Source organism: Mucilaginibacter sp. MD40 (assembly GCF_002288635.1).
Classification (GTDB): Bacteria; Bacteroidota; Bacteroidia; order Sphingobacteriales; family Sphingobacteriaceae; genus Mucilaginibacter.
This window is the reverse complement of record NZ_NRSW01000001.1, coordinates 335,703-355,805: the sequence shown is the minus strand read 5'-3', so window position 1 is coordinate 355,805 and position 20,103 is coordinate 335,703. Positions and strand designations below refer to the sequence as shown.

Below are 20,103 nucleotides of genomic sequence, written 5' to 3'. Positions count from 1 at the left end.
GCTTATTTAATCACTTTTAGAATTTTCAATGGCGCTTTAGGTCGTATCTGTATCAACCCCGAAACCACTACGCTGTCGCCTTGTTTAAGGCCGTCAACAATTTGTATCCTGGTATCAGTACGCAAATCGGTTTTTACGTTTTTAGACAGGGCTACGCCGTTGTGGTATACATATACCTTACTGCTTTTCAGATCGGGTATTACCGCTTCTGTAGGTATCATAATGGTTTTCGGTATCTGGTCAAGCGTCAGGTTGATCTTGGCAAAAGAACCGGCCCTTAATAAGTTATTAGCATTAGGCGCTTTGGCGCGTACCGTAATAGTGCGCGAAGTAGCATCCAGCGCTGGTTCAATCGCATAAACCGTTGCAGAGAAATTTTGCTGTGAACTTTCAATATTAAAATTGATCTTGCTACCGGCTTTGATCAGGCCCAGGTACCGCTCAGGCACAGAGAAGGTAACTTTGGCCGGGTCGATGTTTACCAAGGTGGCTATAGGCGCGGTAGGTGATAAATAACCACCCGGGCTAATGCTTCTTAAACCAATTACGCCCGAAAACGGCGCGCGTATCTCAGTGCGGCCAATTTGCGCACGTACCGCCGCGGCCTGCGCCTTGTAAGCGTTGTAAGAAGATTGTGAAGTTTCGTATTCTTCCTTGCTGATGGCTTCTTTCTGCACCAGTATTTCGTTACGGCGGTTAATATCACGTGCCAGCGCCATTTGCGCCTCTACTTGTTTAAGAGAAGCTTCAAGGTCCTGGTTATATACTTTAACTAACAGCTGCCCTTTGCTTACATGTTGCCCCTCGTTAAAATAAATACCGGTTACGCTACCGGCGGTTTGGCTTACGAGGTTTACTTTTTCGTTAGCGTCAATGGTTCCGGTAATATCAATCTGGTCGGTAACGGTGGTGTCTTTCACAATCATCAGGTTAACCGGCACCGGGCCGTTCTTGCGCTTGCCTTTACCGGCAGTGGCTACCTGTTTTTCCTTAGCGCCCTTACTAAAGAATTTGTTGTACAACAAATAAGCTAACACCAGCGCCAAAACGGTATAAATTACATAACGTGTTTTCATCTTTAAGAGCAATACGGTTGCTGCAATACTTAACTTTAACTATGTTTATAGCACTTGAAATAGCGTGCCGGCCAAAACGGTGCAATAATAAAGCCTTCATTATCAAAAAGCTTGCATGTATCAACCATTTTACACCTCAACTGTTTTTGACCTATCTTTTTAGGAATATTAATTTTTTAACTTGCAGCATGAAAAAATTGTACTCATCAGCATTAGCTTATTTAATAACCATTATGATCACCCCTGCCTTTGCAGCAACACCACCTGCCGTTCCCGCTAAAATATCCTATACGGTTAGCTTTCCCGAAGCCCAGGCGCACTATGCAGAAGTAGAAATGAATATTACCGGCCTGGCCCAGCCAACGCTGGAAGTGAAAATGCCCGTTTGGGCACCAGGATCATACCTGGTAAGGGAGTTCGCTAAAAACATTGAATCGTTAAGTGCCAACACCCGCGGCAAGGAGCTGCCTGTAACCAAGATCAATAAAAATACCTGGAAGATGAATATGACAGGCGTAAGCTCGGTTACTGTAAAATATAAAGTATATGCCTTTGAACTATCGGTACGTACCAGTTTTATTGATGCTTCGCACGCTTTCCTTTCCAGCACAGGCATATTCTTGTATCCTAAAGGGATGATCAGCCAACCTTCAACCGTGCACATTAAACCATATAAAGACTGGAATAAGGTATCAACGAGTTTGGAAATGGTAAACGGGGATGTTTTCACCCGCACCGCGCCAAACTATGATATCTTGTATGATTCGCCGCTGGAAATTGGTACCCAGGATGTTTTTGACTTTGATGTTGATGGTACGCATTACGAGGTGGCTATGTACGGTGGCGGCAATTATGATAAAGAACGCCTAAAGGTGGATATGGCTAAAGTGATCCGTGCCGAGGTGAACGTTTTCGGTGAAAACCCTAACAAACACTATACATTTATAGTACATAATAAACAGCGCAATGGTGGTGGTCTTGAGCATTTAAGCTCAACAGTTTTAGGTGCCTCTCGCGACCAATATGGTACTCCCGGTGGTTACCGCGGTTTCCTGAGCCTGGTGGCGCATGAGCACTTCCACTTGTGGAACGTTAAACGCCTGCGCCCTATAGCATTAGGCCCGTTTGATTATGATAACGAAAACTACACCACCAACCTGTGGATCGCCGAGGGTTTCACGGCTTACTACCAAAATATGATATTGCGCTATGCCGGTATATCCAGCCCGCAGGATTATTTGAATGATATGGCAGGCGACATCAATACCGTAGAGAACCAGCCGGGTACGAAGGTGCAGCCATTGGCCGAGTCGAGCTTTGATGCCTGGATAAAAGGCTATCGCCCTAATGAGAACTCATACAATACCGGTATCTCATATTATGACAAAGGTGCCATAGTAGGTATGTTGCTTGATCTGGAGATCATTAACAACAGCAACACTAAGTATTCGCTTAATGATGTGATGAAGTACATGTACGATACCTATTATAAAGGTAAAAAACGCGGGTACACCGACGCTGAATTTAAAGCCGGATTTGAGAAATTCGCAGGCGAAAAGCTGGACGATTTTTATGCTAAGTACATCAACGGCCTGGCACCTATCGACTATAACAAATACCTTAATTATGCCGGTTATAAGCTAACGGATGAATTTGCCGATAACAACGAACCATCATTAGGCGTATTTACCAACTCGCGTAAAATAATTACTACCGTATTACGCGGTGGTGCAGGTTGGGTTGACGGCCTTAACGTTAACGACGAATTAACCGCTATTGACGATACCCCTGTTACCGAAATGGGCAGCATACTTAAAGGAAAAAAAATAGGAGACAAGGTAAATGTTACCGTAACCCGCGATGGCCAACGGATAATTATACCGGTAACCTTAAAACGTAACGACGCGGTTAAATACAGCATCACCGAACTACCAGATGCCAACGCTAAACAACTGGATGTGCGTAAGAAATGGCTGCATTTGTAATTGCTTAATACAGTATTTGACAAAAATCCCTTTGCTTAATTAAGCAAAGGGATTTTCGTTTATGCGGCTTTGGTAAAACATTTGCTATGGTTGGGTTATTATAACGTTAACTAAATTATAATAACCAAATGAACTCATTATTATACACCATTGCCGTTATCCTGGTTATTTGCTGGGCTATAGGTTTTTTCTTTACCGCTATTGGTAGCATTATTCATATATTATTGGTAATAGCCCTTATCATTTTCCTGTTAAAGATCATTCGCAGGCCTACTGCTGTATAAATTATTATTCTTTTTTTAGACGCAGAGCAATCATGAGAATACCGTTAACACCGCAATTACTGGGCGATTTGATCGAAAAGGGATATAATTACGTATTAGTTAGCGAGAGATCTGCCGACGACCAGGAAAGTATTTTATTTAAGCCGGTACGCACTAAGCCAAGGTTAGAACAGTTGCCTGAGGGGTTTGAAACATTCTATCGCATTACGCGCGAACCTATGCAAATGGCATGCGGTATTGAAGGCGTAAGTGTGGAGATTGATTACCATATCAATAATCCCGGTGTTACGGGTGATGATATATTTGAAGACAGCTATTTTAGGATGAGTGAAGACTTTTTTCACCTGGTGCTGGATAGCCTGGACGATTACGCAGTGGTTACTACCGATAAAAACGGTGATATTAATAGCTGGAATAAAGGCGCTGAAAAACTGATGGGATATGCGGCGAACGAAGTAATAGGTTGCAGCGCCGAAATATTTTTTACACCCGAAGATATAGCCAAAGGCTCACCCGGGGTAGAGATGGAAACCGCCCAAACAGATGGCAGGGCCATTGATGAACGCTATCATGTGCGTAAGGACCGTTCCCGATTTTGGGGAACAGGGCTGATGTTCCCGTTGTATGATGATTATGAACAGCACCGTGGCTACACCAAAATTATCCGTAACATGCGCGAGCAGCAGGAAGCTGTGGCCCAGGGAGCCCCTTTATAAATAAAAGGCCGGATGCTTTTACACTCCCGGCCCGGTTTGGATATGGTTTAAATTAACTGATTTTATTTCACTGCTTTTGCCTTGGCTTTGGTTGTAATTTCTACGACTCCGTTTACACCATCGCTTCCATATTTAAGTATAGCTGATCTATCCTTTGAAACAGTCATGGATTGAATAGTGTTGGGGTCGACATGTTGAATGTCTTTCACAACTTTGCCGTCCACCAAATAAAGTGGTGGATTATTAAAGCCTCTCAGTTTCAAAGGTGCACCATTTGCTATAGTGTCTTTATAAAGTACAGAGCTTGATTGTGAAGGGTACTTTCTAAGACCAATCTTCTTTTCCTTTCCGTTGTCTTCATCGGCAAGTGCAAAATTGATAGGGACAGTGTACTGCACACGTACCTTATGCCCGTTTTGCACACCGGCTATCCATTTTGGAGAAATAGCCAGTACACGCACAGCTTCTTCATCGGCTCCGGCACCAATGCCCCTAACAATCCTGATATTCGAAAGCGAACCGTCTTGCTCTACTATAAATGTGGCAATAACACGGCCCTGGATATTATTCTCTTTTGCTTCTTTTGGGTATCTGATGTTCTTAGCTAAAAAACTACCAAAAGCCTCTACGCCACCAGGGAACGATGGCGATTGCTCCACTTCCGTAAACAATTCCTCACCCTCTTTTAAATCAGCGCCATCGGGTTTATTAGTTACACTGGTCACACTTCCGTCTAATGAAAAATTAACCGGTACTACATAACTTGTCTTCACTGGTTGGCCATTTACCGTAGCGGGAGCCCATTTAGGCGACATTTTTATCACCCGGATCGCTTCTTCATCGGCTCCGCCGCCTATGCCCTTGGCCACTTTAAAATTGCTCAGTGAGCCATCGGTACCTATCGTAAAAGCGATCAGCGATCGGCCCTGTACCTTATTGTTTTTTGCTGCAACAGGATATTTGATATTAGATGCAAGGAAGCGTGCAAATGCTGCTTCTCCGCCCGGGAAGCTCGGGGCTACCGTAACGGTGAATTTTTGTTTCTTAGGTACTGTGTCAATCACCATTTGTGCATTGCCTTCAGTGTTTTCATTTTTGGATGATTGGTATTGCCCGCTTATTACCTCTTTTGCCGGGCTTGCTAATACATCCCCAGCTTTACGGTTGATGTTTTTTACCGTATTGCTGTTACTGATAGTAGCCGAAGATAATACCAGCATTAACACAAATAATGGTGCAGATAAGCCATATTTAATGAGCTTAATACGTTGCGACTTGTTTTTCTGTAGCATCATAATTCGTTGTTTTAATAGGCTATGGTTAAAAAATGGGTTTACCAGGCGATGAGCCGGCGCGTTAAATGTTTGGTTGAGCAACAGCATGGCGTAATCCGCTTTGTTTGTTCCTGCCTCAAGCGTGTGCTTGTCGGCAATAAACTCATGTACATGTTTAATGGCGTAGCGGTACAGGTAAACAACCGGGTTAAACCAATTGATGATCATTACCGCCTCAATGATCAGTATATCTGCCGTATGGAACTGCCGGGCATGTACCTGTTCGTGGTGTTGTATTACGTCTTCACCATCAATGCCTTTATCAACTTTTATTTTATTAAAGAAAGAATAAGCTACTTCGGGTGAAGGGTCCTTAATGATCTTCTTTAGCATAATTAGCTGTAAACATAATTTGGCGAACAGTATAATTACACCTGCAACGTAAATGATAGATAAAACCTGGCCAAATGTTACCGGGTTATTGTTAATGGGCGCAATATTAACAATAGTAAGGGCGCTACTGCCGTAGATAGTGTGCTGCACTTGCCTTGTTATAAAAAGCTCCTTTATCCATTCGCTCTGCATCAATGGAATAAAGAAAGATAGGATGGCTGTGCCCACCAGATATAGGCGGTTAAGCTGAAAAAAGGTTTCGCGCTGCAGTAGCATCCTGTAAAACGCGTAAAACAAACACAGGTAAATATTTACCAGCACCAAATATTGCCACCAGCTCATAACGGTTAATCTTTTAGTTTCTCAATCAGTTTCATAATTTCATCGGCCTCTTTAAGGTTTATCTTTTCCTTCTTCACAAAAAAGGAGAGTATACCGTTTACCGAATTATCAAAATAGCCGCTCAAGAGTTTTTCAGCAGCAAAATCCTTGTACTGGTCTTTACTAACAATAGGGTAATATTCATGGCTTTTGCCATAAGCATTATGGCTAACAAACCCTTTGGTTTCTAAAATGCGGATAATGGTTGATACCGTATTGTAAGCCGGTTTAGGCTCTGGTAAAACGTCAAGCACATCTTTTACAAAACCTTTTTCCAACTGCCACAATACCTGCATAATTTGTTCTTCCGCGCGTGTAAGTTCTTTAATTTCCATATGTTACGTAACTAATAAATTAGTTTTACTAAGGTATATATTGTGTTTTACATTTGCAACTAATTTTTTAGTTATTTCAGATAATAAACTTTATTTACAAATTTTGGTTGTGTCTATAACTCAATTATAAATGGAAATTACTTTTCACGGCGCCGCCCGTAATGTAACCGGCAGTAAGCATTTATTACGTTTAAACGATGGTACAACAGTTTTGCTGGATTGCGGCATGTTCCAGGGGCTGGGCGAACAGACTGACGGCATGAACGAGCATTTTGGCTTTAACCCTAAAAAGATTGACTATCTGATACTCTCTCATGCGCATATTGACCATTGCGGTCTTATCCCGCGCTTGGTTAAGGAGGGATTTGAAGGAACTATATTCTGTACATCAGCCACCATGGACCTCGCCCGTATACTGATGATGGATTCGGCGAGGATACAGATGCAGGATGTTGAATATACTAACAAGCAACGGGCTAAGCATGGGCAACCTTTATTGGAAGCTTTGTATAACGAGGACGATGCCATCGCCGCCATGCGCCTTTTTAAGATTGTAGATTATCACCAGGAATATGCCATTAGCCAGCGCTTGCGCTTTAAGTTTACCGATGCCGGGCATATACTGGGCAGCGCGGCGGTACATATTACAGTATTTGAGGACGCGAAGGAAACACACATTACTTTTAGCGGCGATGTTGGCCGCTACGGCGATCTTATATTAAAAAGCCCCCAGACATTTGAGCAAGCCGATTATATCTTGTTAGAATCAACCTACGGCGATAGTCTGCATAAGGATATTGGTCCTATTGAAGATGCCTTGCTGGAAGTGATCAAAGAAACCTGTGAGCGCAAAGGAGGAAAAGTCATTATCCCTGCATTTAGTGTGGGGCGTACGCAGGAACTGCTTTACGCGCTTAACTCTCTTGAACTTCGGGGCGATCTGCCTGATGTTCCTTATTATGTGGATAGCCCATTATCTGAGCAGGCTACAAAGGTTTTAAAGGACCACCCGGAAGAATACAATAAAAATGTACAAAAAGTATTACAGGTAGATGCCGATCCTTTCGGTTTTAAAGGCTTAAAATTCATAGAGTCAACAGCCGAATCCATTGCGCTAAATGATGATGCTCGTCCGTGCGTTATCATATCCTCTTCAGGTATGGCCGAAGCAGGACGGGTTAAGCACCATATCAAGAATAATATTAATAACAAAAAGAACACCATTTTAATGGTGGGCTACGCCGAGCCGGGTTCATTGGGAGGGCGTTTGGCTCGGGGCGAGAAAGAGGTACATATATTTGGCGAACCCTATCAGGTGAACGCCGAGGTACGGTCAATAAAAAGTATGAGCGCCCATGGCGATTATGAAGACCTGCTTCATTTCCTGGCATGCCAGGATCCGGCAAAAGTAAAAAAGGTTTTCCTGGTACATGGCGAGTACGAAGTTCAGCAGCATTTTGAGGCTAAACTCAAAGAAAAGGGTTTCAAAAATATTGAAATACCTTATCAACACCAGAAAGTCGTACTGGAATAATTAATTATTTAGGCGAAGATGGCAGTATCAATAGCAGCGTAAATGCTATTCTTCGTCATCGTTGTTATACTTTTTTTTCTTCTTGTTGTCCGCTTCTTCGGCACCGGCTACGCATATCACAAACTCACCTTTTACAGGATGGGTTTCAAAATGCTGCTTTACTTCGGCTACGGTACCGCGTACGGTTTCTTCGAACATTTTGGTCAGCTCGCGTGAAACGGAAAGCTGGCGGCTGGCACCAAAATAAGTAGCCATTTCCTCAAGCGTTTTTAATAAACGGTGCGGAGATTCGTAAAGAATGATCGTCCGTTCTTCCTGCGCCAGGAACTTATAACGGGTTTGGCGCCCTTTCTTAAGTGGCAAAAAACCCTCAAAGCAAAACTTATCTGTAGGGAAGCCGGAGTTTACCAAAGCCGGTACAAAGGCCGTTGCGCCGGGCAGGCATTCTATGTCGATGTTAAACTTTAAAGCCTCGCGCACCAGGAAAAATCCCGGATCGGATATGGCAGGCGTGCCCGCATCAGATATCAGCGCTATATTTTGCCCTTGCAGCAAAAACTTAATGATCTCGTTGCTGGCCTGGTGCTCGTTATGCTGATGGTGCGCAAAAACTTTATTTTGGATATCAAAATGCTTCAGCATGGGTGACGATGTACGCGTATCTTCAGCCAGTATCAGATCGGCCTCTTTTAATATGCGTATAGCCCTAAAGGTCATGTCCTCCAGGTTGCCGATAGGAGTAGGCACTAAGTAAAGTTTTCCGCTCATTGTAGTTTGCAGTTGCCGGTTTGCAGTTTGCATAAAGCGCTTACAAAAAAATTGCAAACTGCCTGCTCCAAACTGCAAACTGTTATATTTGCCTTTTAATCTTAAAATGATGTTGCAAGTTAGTTATATCCGCGAGAACAGGGATAAAGTTTTAGAACGTTTGGCTGTCAAAAATTTTAAGCAGCCCCAATTGGTTGATGAGATAATAGCTTTGGATGAGAAACGTCGCCAGGCGCAAAACCAATCGGATAACGTATCATCCCAGGCTAACGCGGCGGCCAAACAAATTGGCGAACTGATGCGCAATGGCAAAAAGGATGAGGCCGAAGCCATTAAAGCCAACACCGGTAAGTGGAAAGAAGAGATCAAACAACTGGGCGAGCAGTTAACTGCCTTTGAAACCGAATTGCAGGAGAAACTGGTACTGTTACCTAACCTGCCGCATACCTCTGTACCTAAAGGTGTTTCTGCTGATGATAACGAGATTGTTTTAGAGAACGGTGTTAAGCCCGAATTGCCTGCCAATGCTCTACCTCACTGGGAACTGGCTGCTAAATATAACCTGATAGATTTTGAATTGGGTGTTAAAATAACCGGTGCAGGTTTCCCTGTATATAAAAACAAAGGCGCTAAACTGCAACGCGCGCTAATCAATTTCTTTATTGATGAGGCCGAAAAAGCGGGTTACAGTGAAGTTGGCGTACCCTTGGTGGTGAACGAAGCTTCAGGCTTTGGCACAGGGCAGTTGCCGGATAAAGAGGGCCAGATGTACTTTGTGAACGAGGATGGGCTTTACCTTATCCCTACTGCCGAAGTGCCAATCACCAACCTTTACCGTGATGTAATTTTAAAAGGTGAAGAGCTGCCGGTAAAAAACTGTGGTCATACGCCATGCTTCCGCCGCGAGGCGGGTTCTTATGGTGCGCATGTACGTGGTTTGAACCGCCTGCATCAGTTTGATAAAGTGGAAATTGTACAAATAGTACAACCTGATAAATCATACGAAGTGCTGGAAGATATGAGCGTACATGTGCAAAGCCTGCTGCAAAAGCTTGGTTTACCCTATCGCGTGTTACGCCTTTGCGGTGGCGATATGGGTTTCACAAGCGCTTTAACCTACGATATGGAAACCTGGAGCGCTGCGCAACAACGCTGGTTAGAGGTATCATCCGTATCAAACTTTGAGACCTACCAGGCTAACCGCTTAAAACTGCGTTTCCGCAATGCGGAAGGTAAAACCCAATTAGCGCACACGCTTAACGGCAGCGCTTTAGCTTTGCCGCGTATTGTGGCAACCCTGCTGGAGAACAACCAAACCGAAAAAGGTATTAAAATACCTGAGGTGCTGGTGCCTTACACCAAGTTTGAGTGGATCGACTAAATGGAATAAAAATCCAGAATATAATAGCCAGACAGTTTGAGTGCTGGTTGAGATGTTTAAAACAAATGCCTGAATAAAATTCAGGCATTTGTTTTTTTAGGTTTTTACAGCCCTTTCTGTATCGCTTCATAAACGGCGTCCTGTATGCGTGGTCGTATATTGAGGCTGCCTAATTTATTGCTTACGTTAGGGTATACCCGGTTAGATAGGAAAACATAAACCAGGTTATATTTAGGATCAACCCAAACACAGGTACCGGTAAACCCGGTATGCCCGTAGGTTTGGTCCGATGCCAGTTTTGAAGGATAGTGCCTGTCGGCGATAGGGTCCCAGCGGTCAAAGCCTATGCCTCGGCGACTAACAGCAGATTGTTTTGAGGTCCACAGGTCAACGGTTTCGGGCTTAATATACTGTACGCCGCCATAGGTGCCACGGTTAAGCATCATCTGGTAAAGTATAGCTACATCATTTGCACTGGCAAATAAACCGGCGTGCCCCGCAACACCGCCCATAAGTGCGGCAGTAGGGTCATGTACATAGCCATCCAATAGGGCTCTACGGTCTTTACGGTCGTCTTCGGTGGGTGGTATGCGATTGGCCGGGAAGCGCATTAAAGGCAAAAAGCCTGCTGTTTGCATCCCCAGCGGGTTGTAGAACTTTTGTTGCACAAAAACATTAAGCGGAGTTGCGGTAATAGTTTCTACTATTTGTTGTGTAAATATCAATCCTACATCGCTGTATACGTATTGCCCGCGTGTTTTAACCGCTGAACGCAGCATGGCGGGCAGCATCACATCATCAAAATAATCTTTACGCAGGTAATAACCCTCATTTACTTTGGTAGGGAATGCCGCAGATGAATCAGCCGAATGGTCTGATGGCTTTATTACTTCAAAAGTTTGTATGTCAGGTATCAGCCCTGCCTGGTGTTCCAGTATTTCGCGTACAGTTAACGTTTTTTTGTTGGTGTTGCGGGCAATAGGCATATAGGTGCCAATGGTTGAATCCAGGTTAAGCTTGCCCTGGTCATACAATTGCATAGCCTCCATCGTAGTAGCCGATATCTTGGTCATGGATGCCAGGTCAAAAATATCGGTTATCTTATCAGGTGTAGTGTTATCATACACATGGTTGCCGTAAGCTTTATTGAATATTACTTTGCCATCTTTGGCAACCAACACTACGCAGCCCGGGGTTGCGCGCTGTACAATGGCCTCACGGGCAATGGCATCTATCGCGCTATTGAGGTTGTCTGAATTAATGCCCGCATCCTCAGGCACGGTGTATTGCAGGCGTACCTTTGAGGTCAGAAATCCGGTATTAGCCGTATATTTAGGCGAATAGCTTTTGGTTAGGCGTTGCGTAATAGCAACCCCACCAAATATGGCCTGCGCGCTAAACAGAGCGGAAACCGGCGAAACCCTTGCCGACCAGATCACCGGCGCGGTAACATCATTCAGTTGTACCAATGATGAGCTGTTACCCATAAAAGCAACCACCACATCCTTTATCTTCTGGTTATTTTTAATGAACTGAATGATCTGTGGGTTAGCAAGTTCAGCATCAGTAAGCTGTAGGATGAGGGTGTGGTAAAATTTGGTATCCTGCACCAGCATATCCAGGGGCTTTGCGCCCATGTAATCGTTGCCGTTAATTACATCAACTTTGGCATATTTGTTCAATAGGCTGTCAAAACCAATCGCGTAAGCACTTGAAAAATGTATGCTGGCTACCCTGTTATTATCCAGGTTGTGTAGCGGCACAACATTCTTTTCGTTATTAAGCAATACCGTAGCCTGTTCTGCCTGTTTTTCCTCCTGCACATAAGCTTTACCTGTATAGGGCTGTGGCTGCGCACAAGCCGAATGAACCAAAATCAACCCAAACAGTGCGGTTAAACATAAACCGCGCTTATTTCTTCTCATAAACCTTAACACCATTTACAAACGTTTTTAACACTTTAACTTTTGGCAGTTCGCTGCCTTTTGCCTTCATGATATCCTGATCAAGGATCACGAAATCGGCAAATTTGCCCGGCTCAATACTGCCTTTTTCCTTCTCTTCAAAATTTGCCTTTGCAGCCCAAATGGTCATACCACGCAGGGCTTCCTGCCGGATAAGCGCGTTTTCCATCTGGAATCCGCTTGCTGGTTGTCCTTTTAGATCTTTACGTTCAACAGCTGCATAAAACGTGTACATAGGGTTAATGTTTTCAACCGGGAAATCAGTACCCAGGGGTATCCATCCGTTTTGCTTAAGCAGGTTTTTGTACGCGTAAGCCGTTTTAAGCCGGTCGGCACCTAACCGCTTAATGGCCCATGCCATATCAGACGTGGCATGGGTAGGCTGTACGGATGGTATGATGCTATTATCGCCAAACAGTTTAACATCCTCCGGCGAAATGATCTGCGCGTGCTCGATCCTCCAGCGTTTATCGTTCTTGCCTTTCAGGTTCTCTGCATATATCTTTAAGATCACCCGGTTGGCAGAGTCGCCAATGGCGTGCGTGGCCATCTGGAAGCCATGCTCGGCTATCTTTTTGGCAACCTCTTCAAAATGCGCTTTAGGACTCAGCAAAAAGCCGTTCCATTTAGGTTGGTCGGCGTAGGGTTTTAGTAAACAAGCGCCGCGTGAGCCTAAAGCACCATCAGCATACACTTTAAAGGCGCGTACATTTAAGCCCGGTGTTTTATAAGCGCCGCGTTTAAACAAGTAGTCGTAGTTTTCGGGCTGATCGGCCAGCATCAGGTATAGGCGCATTTTAAGGTCGCCTTTGTGCTGTAACTGTGCAATCACATTAATGAGTTGATAGGGTACACCGCAATCATCAACGGTGGTTAAACCCACAGCAAAGCAATTCTTTTGCGCGTCAAGCAGAGCTGCCTGTATCATTTGCTCGGTTGGGGCAGGTATTTTCCGGGTTACAATACCAACGGCATTATCCACCAAAATACCCGTAAGCTTACCGTTAACGGTTTCTATAGAACCACCAATAATTTTCTGGCCCGGCTTTACCCCGGCAATATTTAGTGCTGCCTGGTTGGCAATAGCCGCGTGCCCGTCAACCCTGTGCAAAATAACCGGGCGTACCGGGAACAGCGAATCCAATTTGGCTTTATCCGGAAAAGCTTTGTTTGTCCAGAGGTTCTGGTCCCAGCCTGCGCCCACAATCCAGCCATCGGTTTTGTGTGCGGCGTAATTTTTAACGGTATCTAAAACAGCCTGCCAGCTTTTAAGGCCTGCCAGGTTAGCATTCTGTAAGCCCAGGCCATATTCCATAAAGTGCGCATGCGCATCAATAAAGCCTGGATAAATAGCTTTTCCCTGCGCGTCAATCACCTCGCGGGCATAATATTTTTTGTCCAGAGAGTCAAGGTCGCCTACAGCTTGTATCCGGCCACCTTTAACCACCAAGGCGTTGGCGATAGTAAAACTACTGTCTGTGGTATAAACTACAGCGTTTTTTACAAGCAGGTCGGCGTTGTATTCCCTTTTAGGCGAGCAGGCGGCTGCCAGCAGCAGTATCGCGGGGAGAAATCTCTTCATATGGATAAACAGGCGGATGTAAATATTACGATCACAATTAGTATATACAACTATATTGCGGTAAAGTTATGCAATCAAATAATTAATTTAGCACCTGAAAAGGTGTTTAAAGAAAGCCTCCCCCAAACCCCTCTCTAAAGGAGATGGGCTTTACCTTTTTGACCCTCGCCATTGGAGAGGGAAGGGAGAGGCCGAACAGAGAAGGGAAGATTTTTAATGCCAGATATAATTCAGCTTTTACCCGATGCCGTTGCCAACCAAATTGCCGCTGGTGAGGTGGTGCAACGCCCTGCATCCGCGGTAAAAGAGTTGATAGAGAACGCCATAGACGCCGGTGCCGATAAGATACAATTGATACTGAAAGATGCAGGTAAGGCCCTGATACAGGTAATTGATAACGGCTGCGGCATGAGTTTGACCGACGCGCGTATGTGTTTTGAGCGGCATGCTACCTCAAAGATCCGCAAGGCCGAAGACCTGTTTGCCATCCGTACCATGGGTTTCAGGGGAGAGGCAATGGCCTCAATTGCCGCCATTGCCCAGGTTGAATTAAAGACCCGCCGCCATGAGGACGAGTTGGGAACCTGTATCCTGATAGAAGGATCGGAAGTGATGAGCCAGGAAGCCTGCTCCGCGCCAACGGGGACCTCTATCTCTATAAAAAACCTGTTTTATAACACACCTGCCCGCCGTAACTTTTTAAAAAGTAACCCGGTGGAGATGCGCCATATTATTGACGAATTCCAGCGTGTTGCGCTGGCTAATCCGCAGATATTTTTAACCCTGCATCATGATGGGCAGGAAGTATACCATTTGCCTGCCGCTTCGCTTAAGCAGCGCATCGTACATTTATTTGGCAATAATTATAACCAGCGGTTAGTTCCGGTTGAGGAAGATACTACCATTATTAAACTGCATGGCTATGTGGGCAAGCCGGAGTTTGCACGCAAAACACGAGGCGAGCAGTTCTTTTTTGTAAATAACCGCTTTATAAAGGACGCTTACCTTAACCATGCGGTGTTAACGGCCTTTCAGGAATTATTGCCTGATGAAACGTATCCGCTGTACGTATTGTTCATTGACATTGACCCGGCTAAGATCGATATCAACGTGCATCCAACAAAAACGGAGATCAAGTACCAGGACGAGAAATCCATTTACGCTATCATCCGCTCGGCGGTGAAGCGCTCGTTAGGCAAATATAACATTACGCCAACGCTTGATTTTGACCAGGAGAATAGCATTGGACACCTCATCACTCCAAAACCTTTTGAGGAGATAGTGCAGCCAAGCATTGCTTTTAACCCTGATTTTAATCCTTTTGTTACAGAAAAGAAAACGAACGAACGCGAACCTGCGTCTTATAGAAATACCGACGTAAGCGATCATCGTACAGCCATCCCGCGTAACTGGGATACCCTATACGAGATAGCTAAAAAGGAAGAAGTGGTACAACAGCAGATGCACGAGGAAGCTACCTTGTCTGTAAATGAGCAGGATGTAGCAAAGAGCAGCGAAAAGCAGTTCTTCCAGGTACATAACCGGTACATTCTGTCGCAGATCAAATCAGGCTTTATGCTCATTAACCAGCAGGCCGCGCATGAGCGTATTTTATATGAGCGTTTTTTGCAGCAGTTGCAAAACCACTCGGGTGTAAGTCAGCAAAGTTTATTCCCGCAATCGGTTACACTAAACAGCGCCGATTTTGAGTTATTGAAAGAGTTATTGCCGGATATACGTGCGCTGGGTTTTGACATACGCGAGTTTGGCCGTAACACGGTAGTAGTTGAGGGTATACCAGCCGACCTGACCAACGCCAACGAGCACGAACTGCTGGAGCAGCTATTGGAAGGTTTTAAAAACAACCTGGCTATCCTGAAGTTAGATAAGCGTGATAACCTGGCCCGTTCGCTGGCCCGTAACGGCGCCATGAAGGCCGGCACCAAGCTATCAATGGAAGAGATGAACCAACTGGTCGACCAGCTTTTTGCCTGCCAGATGCCTAACCTTGCCCTTAATGGCAAACCGGTTATCAGCACGGTTACACTGGCCGAACTGGCCGAACGATTTGAAAAATAGCAGCAATGCTTAAACCATAATTACAATAAAAACTAAAGAATGCAATCACCATTTGCCAATTTAACGCCGGTTGTAAAAAACCTCATCATCATAAATATTATCTTTTTTATAGCTACGTATGCTTTAGCTAAGGTGATCAATATGGAGGCGTTGTTTGCCGCCTATTACCCGGCGTCGCCTATGTTTAAGCCATGGCAGCCTATTACCTACATGTTTATGCATGGAGGTTTTACGCACATATTTTTTAATATGTTCGCGCTTTTCTCTTTCGGGCCGCTGTTGGAATACTCATTAGGCTCTAAAAGATTTTTCAACTATTATTTTATCACCGGCTTAGGTGGCTACGCTTTATACATGGCTGTGCAAGCCATACAGATACATGCCATTACCGGTTCTTTCGCGGTACCAAATCCGGGTGTTGATGCTTCTTATTTTCAATACGGCGGTGGTCAGGAAGTCGCGCAAAAGCTTTATGCGCTGGTAAATTTCCCAATGGTTGGTGCATCAGGGTCAATATTTGGTTTGCTGGTAGCTTTCGCTATGCTTTACCCTAACCTCGAGATGATGATCATCTTTCTGCCGATACCCATCAAAGCGAAATATTTTGTTATAGGCTATACGGCTATTGAGCTGTTCTCGGGCATAGGCCGGTTTTCAGGCGATAATGTCGCGCACTTTGCCCACCTGGGCGGGGCGTTGTTTGGCTTTCTGCTTATCAAGCTTTGGAATGTTAAACGCCCCAACAATTTTTATTGACGATGGTTTAACCATATATATTAAGCGTAGGTTATGAGCACCCTTTGGCAGGACATTCAGTACAAAATGTTAAGATCGCACAGCCGGTTAAGCCTGCTGATTGGCATCAATGTTATTGTTTTTCTGGGGATATACGTCCCGGCCACTGTAGAGCAATTGGTAAGAGGTTTTGGCAATAGTGCTATACTTAATTTTGCCGGTCAATACCTGGTACTTCCGGCATCATTGTCGGCGCTGGTGCATCGTTTCTGGACCCCCATTACTTATATGTTTATGCATGCGGGTTTTTTTCACATCCTGTTCAATATGCTTTGGCTGTACTGGATGGGGCAGATATTTGAGGAATACCTGGGCCATAAACGCACCATAGGCTTGTACCTGCTGGGCGGTTTAGCTGGCGGGATTTTATTTGTAGCGGCTTATAACCTTATACCCGCTTTTACTCATGTAGATGCGGCTAGTAGTGCAACCATTGTTGGCGCCTCTGCCAGTGTTATGGCCATTATTATAGCCACGGCAACCCTGCTGCCTAATTATACCATACAATTATTCCTGTTAGGGCCCGTGAAGTTAAAATGGGTTGCTGTATTTTATGTTGTTATTGATTTTATAGGCATTGCCGGTGCCAATGCCGGTGGCGAAATAGCGCATTTAGGTGGCGCGCTTATGGGCTTTATTTACATCAAACAACTACAACGCGGTAACGATTGGATAGGCGGTATCAGTAAACTGTTTGCGCCCAAGCCTAAATTAAAAGTGGTAAGCACTAATTACTCAGTCCGGAAGGCAGCAGGTGTGCCCCACCAGGATGAAATAGACCGTATTTTAGATAAAATATCAGCTACAGGTTACGATAGTTTAAGCAAGCAGGAAAAAGAAAGCCTGGATAGCTTAAGCAAGCATTAATAAATGAAACGCACTAACAGCAAGCTCCCTTTTGCCGATAAATTATTTCTCTGGATAAACTATCTGCTTTGCCTGGCATTACTGGTAAGTTACCTTGCACCTGTTACCGACCCCAGAAAGTTTTGGCCAATAGCTTTTTTTGGCCTTGCATACCCTTTTTTATTACTGTTTAATGTACTGCTTATTCTGTATTGGCTGATACGCCGGAAATGGTTCATATTTATCTCAATTGCCGGTATCGCTATTGGCTGGAACATGTTGCTTAATAATGTAGGCATCAGGCTTCCTCCCGGAGAAAAAAGCACACCACCGCAAAAGCAGTTACGCATCATGACCTACAACGTGCATAACTTTAAACGTTATGGCGAAAAGAATGATGTATCTACCAAGCATGATATCCTGAACATTATACAGGAACAGCAGCCGGATGTGATTGGCATACAGGAGTTTTTTACCAAGAAACGCGGGCAGTATGATATGATAGATTCGGTTAAACGGGTAATGCGGGCGCAGCAATATTACTTTGAACCCATCATGACCAGCCAGAGCGAATCAATCGGTATGGCTATATTTTCCAGATTTCCTATACGCTCATACGGCCTGGTGCAGTTATCGCAGAAAAAAAGCGGGAACCAGTGTATTTATGTTGATGTGCAGAAAGACAGTACCATTTTCAGAGTATACAGTGTGCACCTTCAGTCCATCAATTTCGATCCGCAGGATTATGAGTATCTGGGCAAGCTATCATCAAAGGGTAAAACCGATATTGGTGCTACCAAGCGGGTAGGTTGGAAATTGAAAATGGCTTTCCAGAAGCGCAGCGAACATGTATTCATTATAAAAAACCACGCCAAACAGTGCCCTTATCCCTACATTATATCCGGCGACTTTAACGATACACCTTCGTCATTCGCGGTTAACCAAATGGCTAAGGGATTAAAAAATGCTTTCAGGGAAAAGGGAGCAGGGTTAGGTCGTACCTACAACGGCGCATTCCCCAACTACCAGATAGATTATGTAATGGCCAGCGCTCAGTTTGATATTGCAGAGTATCATATTATCGAAAAAAAATTGTCAGACCACTATCCTTTAAGTACAGTTGTGGCATTAAAATAATGGCGGCCAAATAAACTCACCGCTTAAAATTGTAAGTTTGCCTTCATGGAACAAAAATTATTTGTTTACAACTCTTTAACACGTAACAAAGAGGAATTTAAGCCACTTAACCCGGGCCACGTAGGCATGTACGTATGCGGCCCTACTGTATATAGTGATGTGCATTTGGGCAACTGCCGCACATTTATAGCCTTTGACCTTATTTACCGTTACCTGCTGCACCTGGGCTACAAGGTGCGCTATGTGCGAAATATAACCGATGCCGGCCACCTGGAGAGTGATGGTGATGTAGGAGAGGACAAAGTATCAAAAAAGGCCAAGATAGAGCAATTGGAGCCGATGGAGATCGTTCAGCGTTATACCATTGATTTCCATAAGGTGATGGATATATTTAACGCCCTACCGCCAAGTATTGAACCGACGGCTACAGGCCATATCATAGAACAGATAGAGCTGGTAAAGTCTATTCTTGCGGCCGGCTACGCTTACGAGGTAGATGGCTCTGTTTATTTTGATGTAGAGAAATATAGCCAAAACAACGATTACGGCGCGCTTAACGGCCGTAAGCTGGAAGACATGTTGAACAATACCCGCACATTAGGCGGGCAGGATGAAAAACGCGGCAAGCTTGATTTTGCCTTATGGATAAAAGCTAAGCCTGAGCATTTAATGCAGTGGCCTTCTCCCTGGGGCATGGGCTTTCCGGGCTGGCACCTTGAGTGCTCGGCCATGAGCAATAAATACCTGGGGCACCAGTTTGACATCCACGGTGGAGGTATGGACCTCATGCCTACTCACCACACCAACGAAATTGCTCAAAATATTGCTTGCTGCGGTAAAACGCCGGCTAATTATTGGATACATACCAATATGCTGACCACCAATGGGCAAAAAATGTCAAAATCATTAGGCAATAGCTTTTTGCCGCATGAACTTTTCACTGGCGAACATGCCTTGCTTAAAAAAGGCTATAGCCCTATGGTGATACGCTTTTTCTTTTTACAGGCAAGTTACCGCAGCACGGTTGATTTTTCAAATGATGCCATTGATGCCGCTGAAATATTCTACAAAAAACTATCGGAAACCGCTCGTAAACTGGCTTCACTGCAGCAAAATGCATTGACGGCTGTTGATGAAGAAACCGACAAGGCGATCAACGGCTTTTGTGATGATTGCTATTATAGCATGAATGACAATTTTAATTCACCTAAAACGTTAGAGGCATTGAATAACCTGTCTAAGTGGATCAACTCTTATGCGGCAAGCATCCGTAACTCCGGAGAGATAACGGCGCAAACATTTGAGCGGATGAAAAAGACGTACACAGATTTCTTTTTTGATGTGCTGGGCCTTAAGGTGGAAGATAGCGACAGCGGTGATACTGATGAACTGATGCAATTGATCATTAAGCTGCGTAATGAGGCTAAAGCAGGCAAAGATTATGCAACATCTGACAAGATACGCGAGGGATTAAAAAGCATTGGATTCCAGCTCAACGATAATAAGCAAGGCACAACAGACTGGGTAAGAATTTAAAAAAATAATAAAACAAATTGGATAAGGGTGCATTTAT

General features: G+C 44.4%; 16 protein-coding genes. 10 read left to right on the top strand and 6 right to left on the bottom strand.

Features of this window, described 5'->3' with window-relative positions; all coding sequences use genetic code 11:
• Positions 1–2: 2 nt before the first annotated feature.
• The gene (locus CKK33_RS01595) at positions 3–1,076 is read right to left on the bottom strand and encodes an efflux RND transporter periplasmic adaptor subunit (RefSeq protein WP_095702424.1); all 1,074 of its coding nucleotides are present in this window, start codon (positions 1,074–1,076) and stop codon (positions 3–5) included.
• Between the two features lie 188 nt (positions 1,077–1,264).
• Here CKK33_RS01595 and CKK33_RS01590 point away from each other — a divergent pair, with 188 nt between their 5' ends.
• From CKK33_RS01590 to CKK33_RS01585, 3 genes are all read left to right on the top strand, one after another.
• Positions 1,265–3,061, top strand: a complete 1,797-nt coding sequence (locus CKK33_RS01590) for a M61 family metallopeptidase (RefSeq protein WP_095705713.1) — start codon at positions 1,265–1,267, stop codon at positions 3,059–3,061.
• Positions 3,062–3,189: 128 nt separating this feature from the next.
• Entirely contained in the window at positions 3,190–3,345 is a 156-nt protein-coding gene (locus CKK33_RS19375; protein WP_143822879.1) for a lmo0937 family membrane protein, read from the top strand.
• Between the two features lie 32 nt (positions 3,346–3,377).
• A complete protein-coding gene (locus CKK33_RS01585) occupies positions 3,378–4,061 on the top strand; it encodes a PAS domain S-box protein (protein WP_095702423.1) in 684 nt (227 codons plus the stop codon).
• Positions 4,062–4,123: 62 nt separating this feature from the next.
• Here CKK33_RS01585 and CKK33_RS01580 read toward each other — a convergent pair whose 3' ends face one another.
• Both CKK33_RS01580 and CKK33_RS01575 read right to left on the bottom strand, forming a co-directional pair.
• Positions 4,124–6,070: a M56 family metallopeptidase gene (locus CKK33_RS01580; RefSeq protein WP_095702422.1), complete on the bottom strand. Its 1,947-nt coding sequence runs from the start codon at positions 6,068–6,070 to the stop codon at positions 4,124–4,126.
• A gap of 5 nt (positions 6,071–6,075) precedes the next feature.
• The gene (locus tag CKK33_RS01575) at positions 6,076–6,444 is read right to left on the bottom strand and encodes a BlaI/MecI/CopY family transcriptional regulator (RefSeq protein WP_095702421.1); all 369 of its coding nucleotides are present in this window, start codon (positions 6,442–6,444) and stop codon (positions 6,076–6,078) included.
• A gap of 130 nt (positions 6,445–6,574) precedes the next feature.
• Between CKK33_RS01575 and CKK33_RS01570 the strand changes: the two genes are divergently transcribed.
• Positions 6,575–7,978, top strand: coding sequence for an MBL fold metallo-hydrolase RNA specificity domain-containing protein (locus CKK33_RS01570; RefSeq protein ID WP_095702420.1), 1,404 nt, complete (start codon positions 6,575–6,577; stop codon positions 7,976–7,978).
• A gap of 45 nt (positions 7,979–8,023) precedes the next feature.
• Here CKK33_RS01570 and rsmI read toward each other — a convergent pair whose 3' ends face one another.
• A complete protein-coding gene (rsmI, locus tag CKK33_RS01565; protein WP_095705712.1) occupies positions 8,024–8,746 on the bottom strand; it encodes a 16S rRNA (cytidine(1402)-2'-O)-methyltransferase in 723 nt (240 codons plus the stop codon).
• A 109-nt stretch (positions 8,747–8,855) separates the two neighbouring features.
• Here rsmI and serS point away from each other — a divergent pair, with 109 nt between their 5' ends.
• Positions 8,856–10,127: a serine--tRNA ligase gene (gene serS, locus CKK33_RS01560; RefSeq protein WP_095702419.1), complete on the top strand. Its 1,272-nt coding sequence runs from the start codon at positions 8,856–8,858 to the stop codon at positions 10,125–10,127.
• Between the two features lie 104 nt (positions 10,128–10,231).
• Here serS and CKK33_RS01555 read toward each other — a convergent pair whose 3' ends face one another.
• Together CKK33_RS01555 and CKK33_RS01550 are read right to left on the bottom strand one after the other, a co-directional pair.
• The gene (locus tag CKK33_RS01555) at positions 10,232–12,052 is read right to left on the bottom strand and encodes a serine hydrolase (RefSeq protein ID WP_095702418.1); all 1,821 of its coding nucleotides are present in this window, start codon (positions 12,050–12,052) and stop codon (positions 10,232–10,234) included.
• On the bottom strand, positions 12,039–13,673 hold the full coding sequence (locus CKK33_RS01550; RefSeq protein WP_095702417.1) for an amidohydrolase: 1,635 nt from the start codon (positions 13,671–13,673) through the stop codon (positions 12,039–12,041). Before CKK33_RS01550 ends, CKK33_RS01555 begins: the two co-directional genes overlap by 14 nt.
• A gap of 216 nt (positions 13,674–13,889) precedes the next feature.
• Here CKK33_RS01550 and mutL point away from each other — a divergent pair, with 216 nt between their 5' ends.
• From mutL to cysS, 5 genes are all read left to right on the top strand, one after another.
• Positions 13,890–15,752: a DNA mismatch repair endonuclease MutL gene (mutL, locus tag CKK33_RS01545; RefSeq protein WP_095702416.1), complete on the top strand. Its 1,863-nt coding sequence runs from the start codon at positions 13,890–13,892 to the stop codon at positions 15,750–15,752.
• A 39-nt stretch (positions 15,753–15,791) separates the two neighbouring features.
• A complete protein-coding gene (locus CKK33_RS01540; protein WP_095702415.1) occupies positions 15,792–16,508 on the top strand; it encodes a rhomboid family intramembrane serine protease in 717 nt (238 codons plus the stop codon).
• Between the two features lie 66 nt (positions 16,509–16,574).
• Entirely contained in the window at positions 16,575–17,414 is an 840-nt protein-coding gene (locus tag CKK33_RS01535; RefSeq protein ID WP_233138130.1) for a rhomboid family intramembrane serine protease, read from the top strand.
• A 3-nt stretch (positions 17,415–17,417) separates the two neighbouring features.
• Positions 17,418–18,530 (top strand): endonuclease/exonuclease/phosphatase family protein, encoded by a 1,113-nt coding sequence (locus CKK33_RS01530; protein ID WP_095702413.1) that lies wholly within the window; start codon positions 17,418–17,420, stop codon positions 18,528–18,530.
• A 45-nt stretch (positions 18,531–18,575) separates the two neighbouring features.
• A complete protein-coding gene (gene cysS, locus CKK33_RS01525; protein ID WP_095702412.1) occupies positions 18,576–20,066 on the top strand; it encodes a cysteine--tRNA ligase in 1,491 nt (496 codons plus the stop codon).
• Positions 20,067–20,103: the final 37 nt, after the last annotated feature.

What these genes read in the sequence shown, in the direction of transcription:
- CKK33_RS01575 (WP_095702421.1), bottom strand. Translation starts at nt 6,444, where the DNA reads ATGGAAATTAAAGAACTTACACGCGCGGAAGAACAAATTATGCAGGTA.
- cysS (WP_095702412.1), top strand. Translation starts at nt 18,576, where the DNA reads ATGGAACAAAAATTATTTGTTTACAACTCTTTAACACGTAACAAAGAG.
- CKK33_RS01540 (WP_095702415.1), top strand. Translation starts at nt 15,792, where the DNA reads ATGCAATCACCATTTGCCAATTTAACGCCGGTTGTAAAAAACCTCATC.
- CKK33_RS01585 (WP_095702423.1), top strand. Translation starts at nt 3,378, where the DNA reads ATGAGAATACCGTTAACACCGCAATTACTGGGCGATTTGATCGAAAAG.
- CKK33_RS01570 (WP_095702420.1), top strand. Translation starts at nt 6,575, where the DNA reads ATGGAAATTACTTTTCACGGCGCCGCCCGTAATGTAACCGGCAGTAAG.
- CKK33_RS01550 (WP_095702417.1), bottom strand. Translation starts at nt 13,673, where the DNA reads ATGAAGAGATTTCTCCCCGCGATACTGCTGCTGGCAGCCGCCTGCTCG.
- CKK33_RS01530 (WP_095702413.1), top strand. Translation starts at nt 17,418, where the DNA reads ATGAAACGCACTAACAGCAAGCTCCCTTTTGCCGATAAATTATTTCTC.
- rsmI (WP_095705712.1), bottom strand. Translation starts at nt 8,746, where the DNA reads ATGAGCGGAAAACTTTACTTAGTGCCTACTCCTATCGGCAACCTGGAG.
- CKK33_RS01590 (WP_095705713.1), top strand. Translation starts at nt 1,265, where the DNA reads ATGAAAAAATTGTACTCATCAGCATTAGCTTATTTAATAACCATTATG.
- CKK33_RS01595 (WP_095702424.1), bottom strand. Translation starts at nt 1,076, where the DNA reads ATGAAAACACGTTATGTAATTTATACCGTTTTGGCGCTGGTGTTAGCT.
- CKK33_RS01555 (WP_095702418.1), bottom strand. Translation starts at nt 12,052, where the DNA reads ATGAGAAGAAATAAGCGCGGTTTATGTTTAACCGCACTGTTTGGGTTG.
- CKK33_RS01580 (WP_095702422.1), bottom strand. Translation starts at nt 6,070, where the DNA reads ATGAGCTGGTGGCAATATTTGGTGCTGGTAAATATTTACCTGTGTTTG.
- serS (WP_095702419.1), top strand. Translation starts at nt 8,856, where the DNA reads ATGTTGCAAGTTAGTTATATCCGCGAGAACAGGGATAAAGTTTTAGAA.
- CKK33_RS19375 (WP_143822879.1), top strand. Translation starts at nt 3,190, where the DNA reads ATGAACTCATTATTATACACCATTGCCGTTATCCTGGTTATTTGCTGG.
- mutL (WP_095702416.1), top strand. Translation starts at nt 13,890, where the DNA reads ATGCCAGATATAATTCAGCTTTTACCCGATGCCGTTGCCAACCAAATT.
- CKK33_RS01535 (WP_233138130.1), top strand. Translation starts at nt 16,575, where the DNA reads ATGTTAAGATCGCACAGCCGGTTAAGCCTGCTGATTGGCATCAATGTT.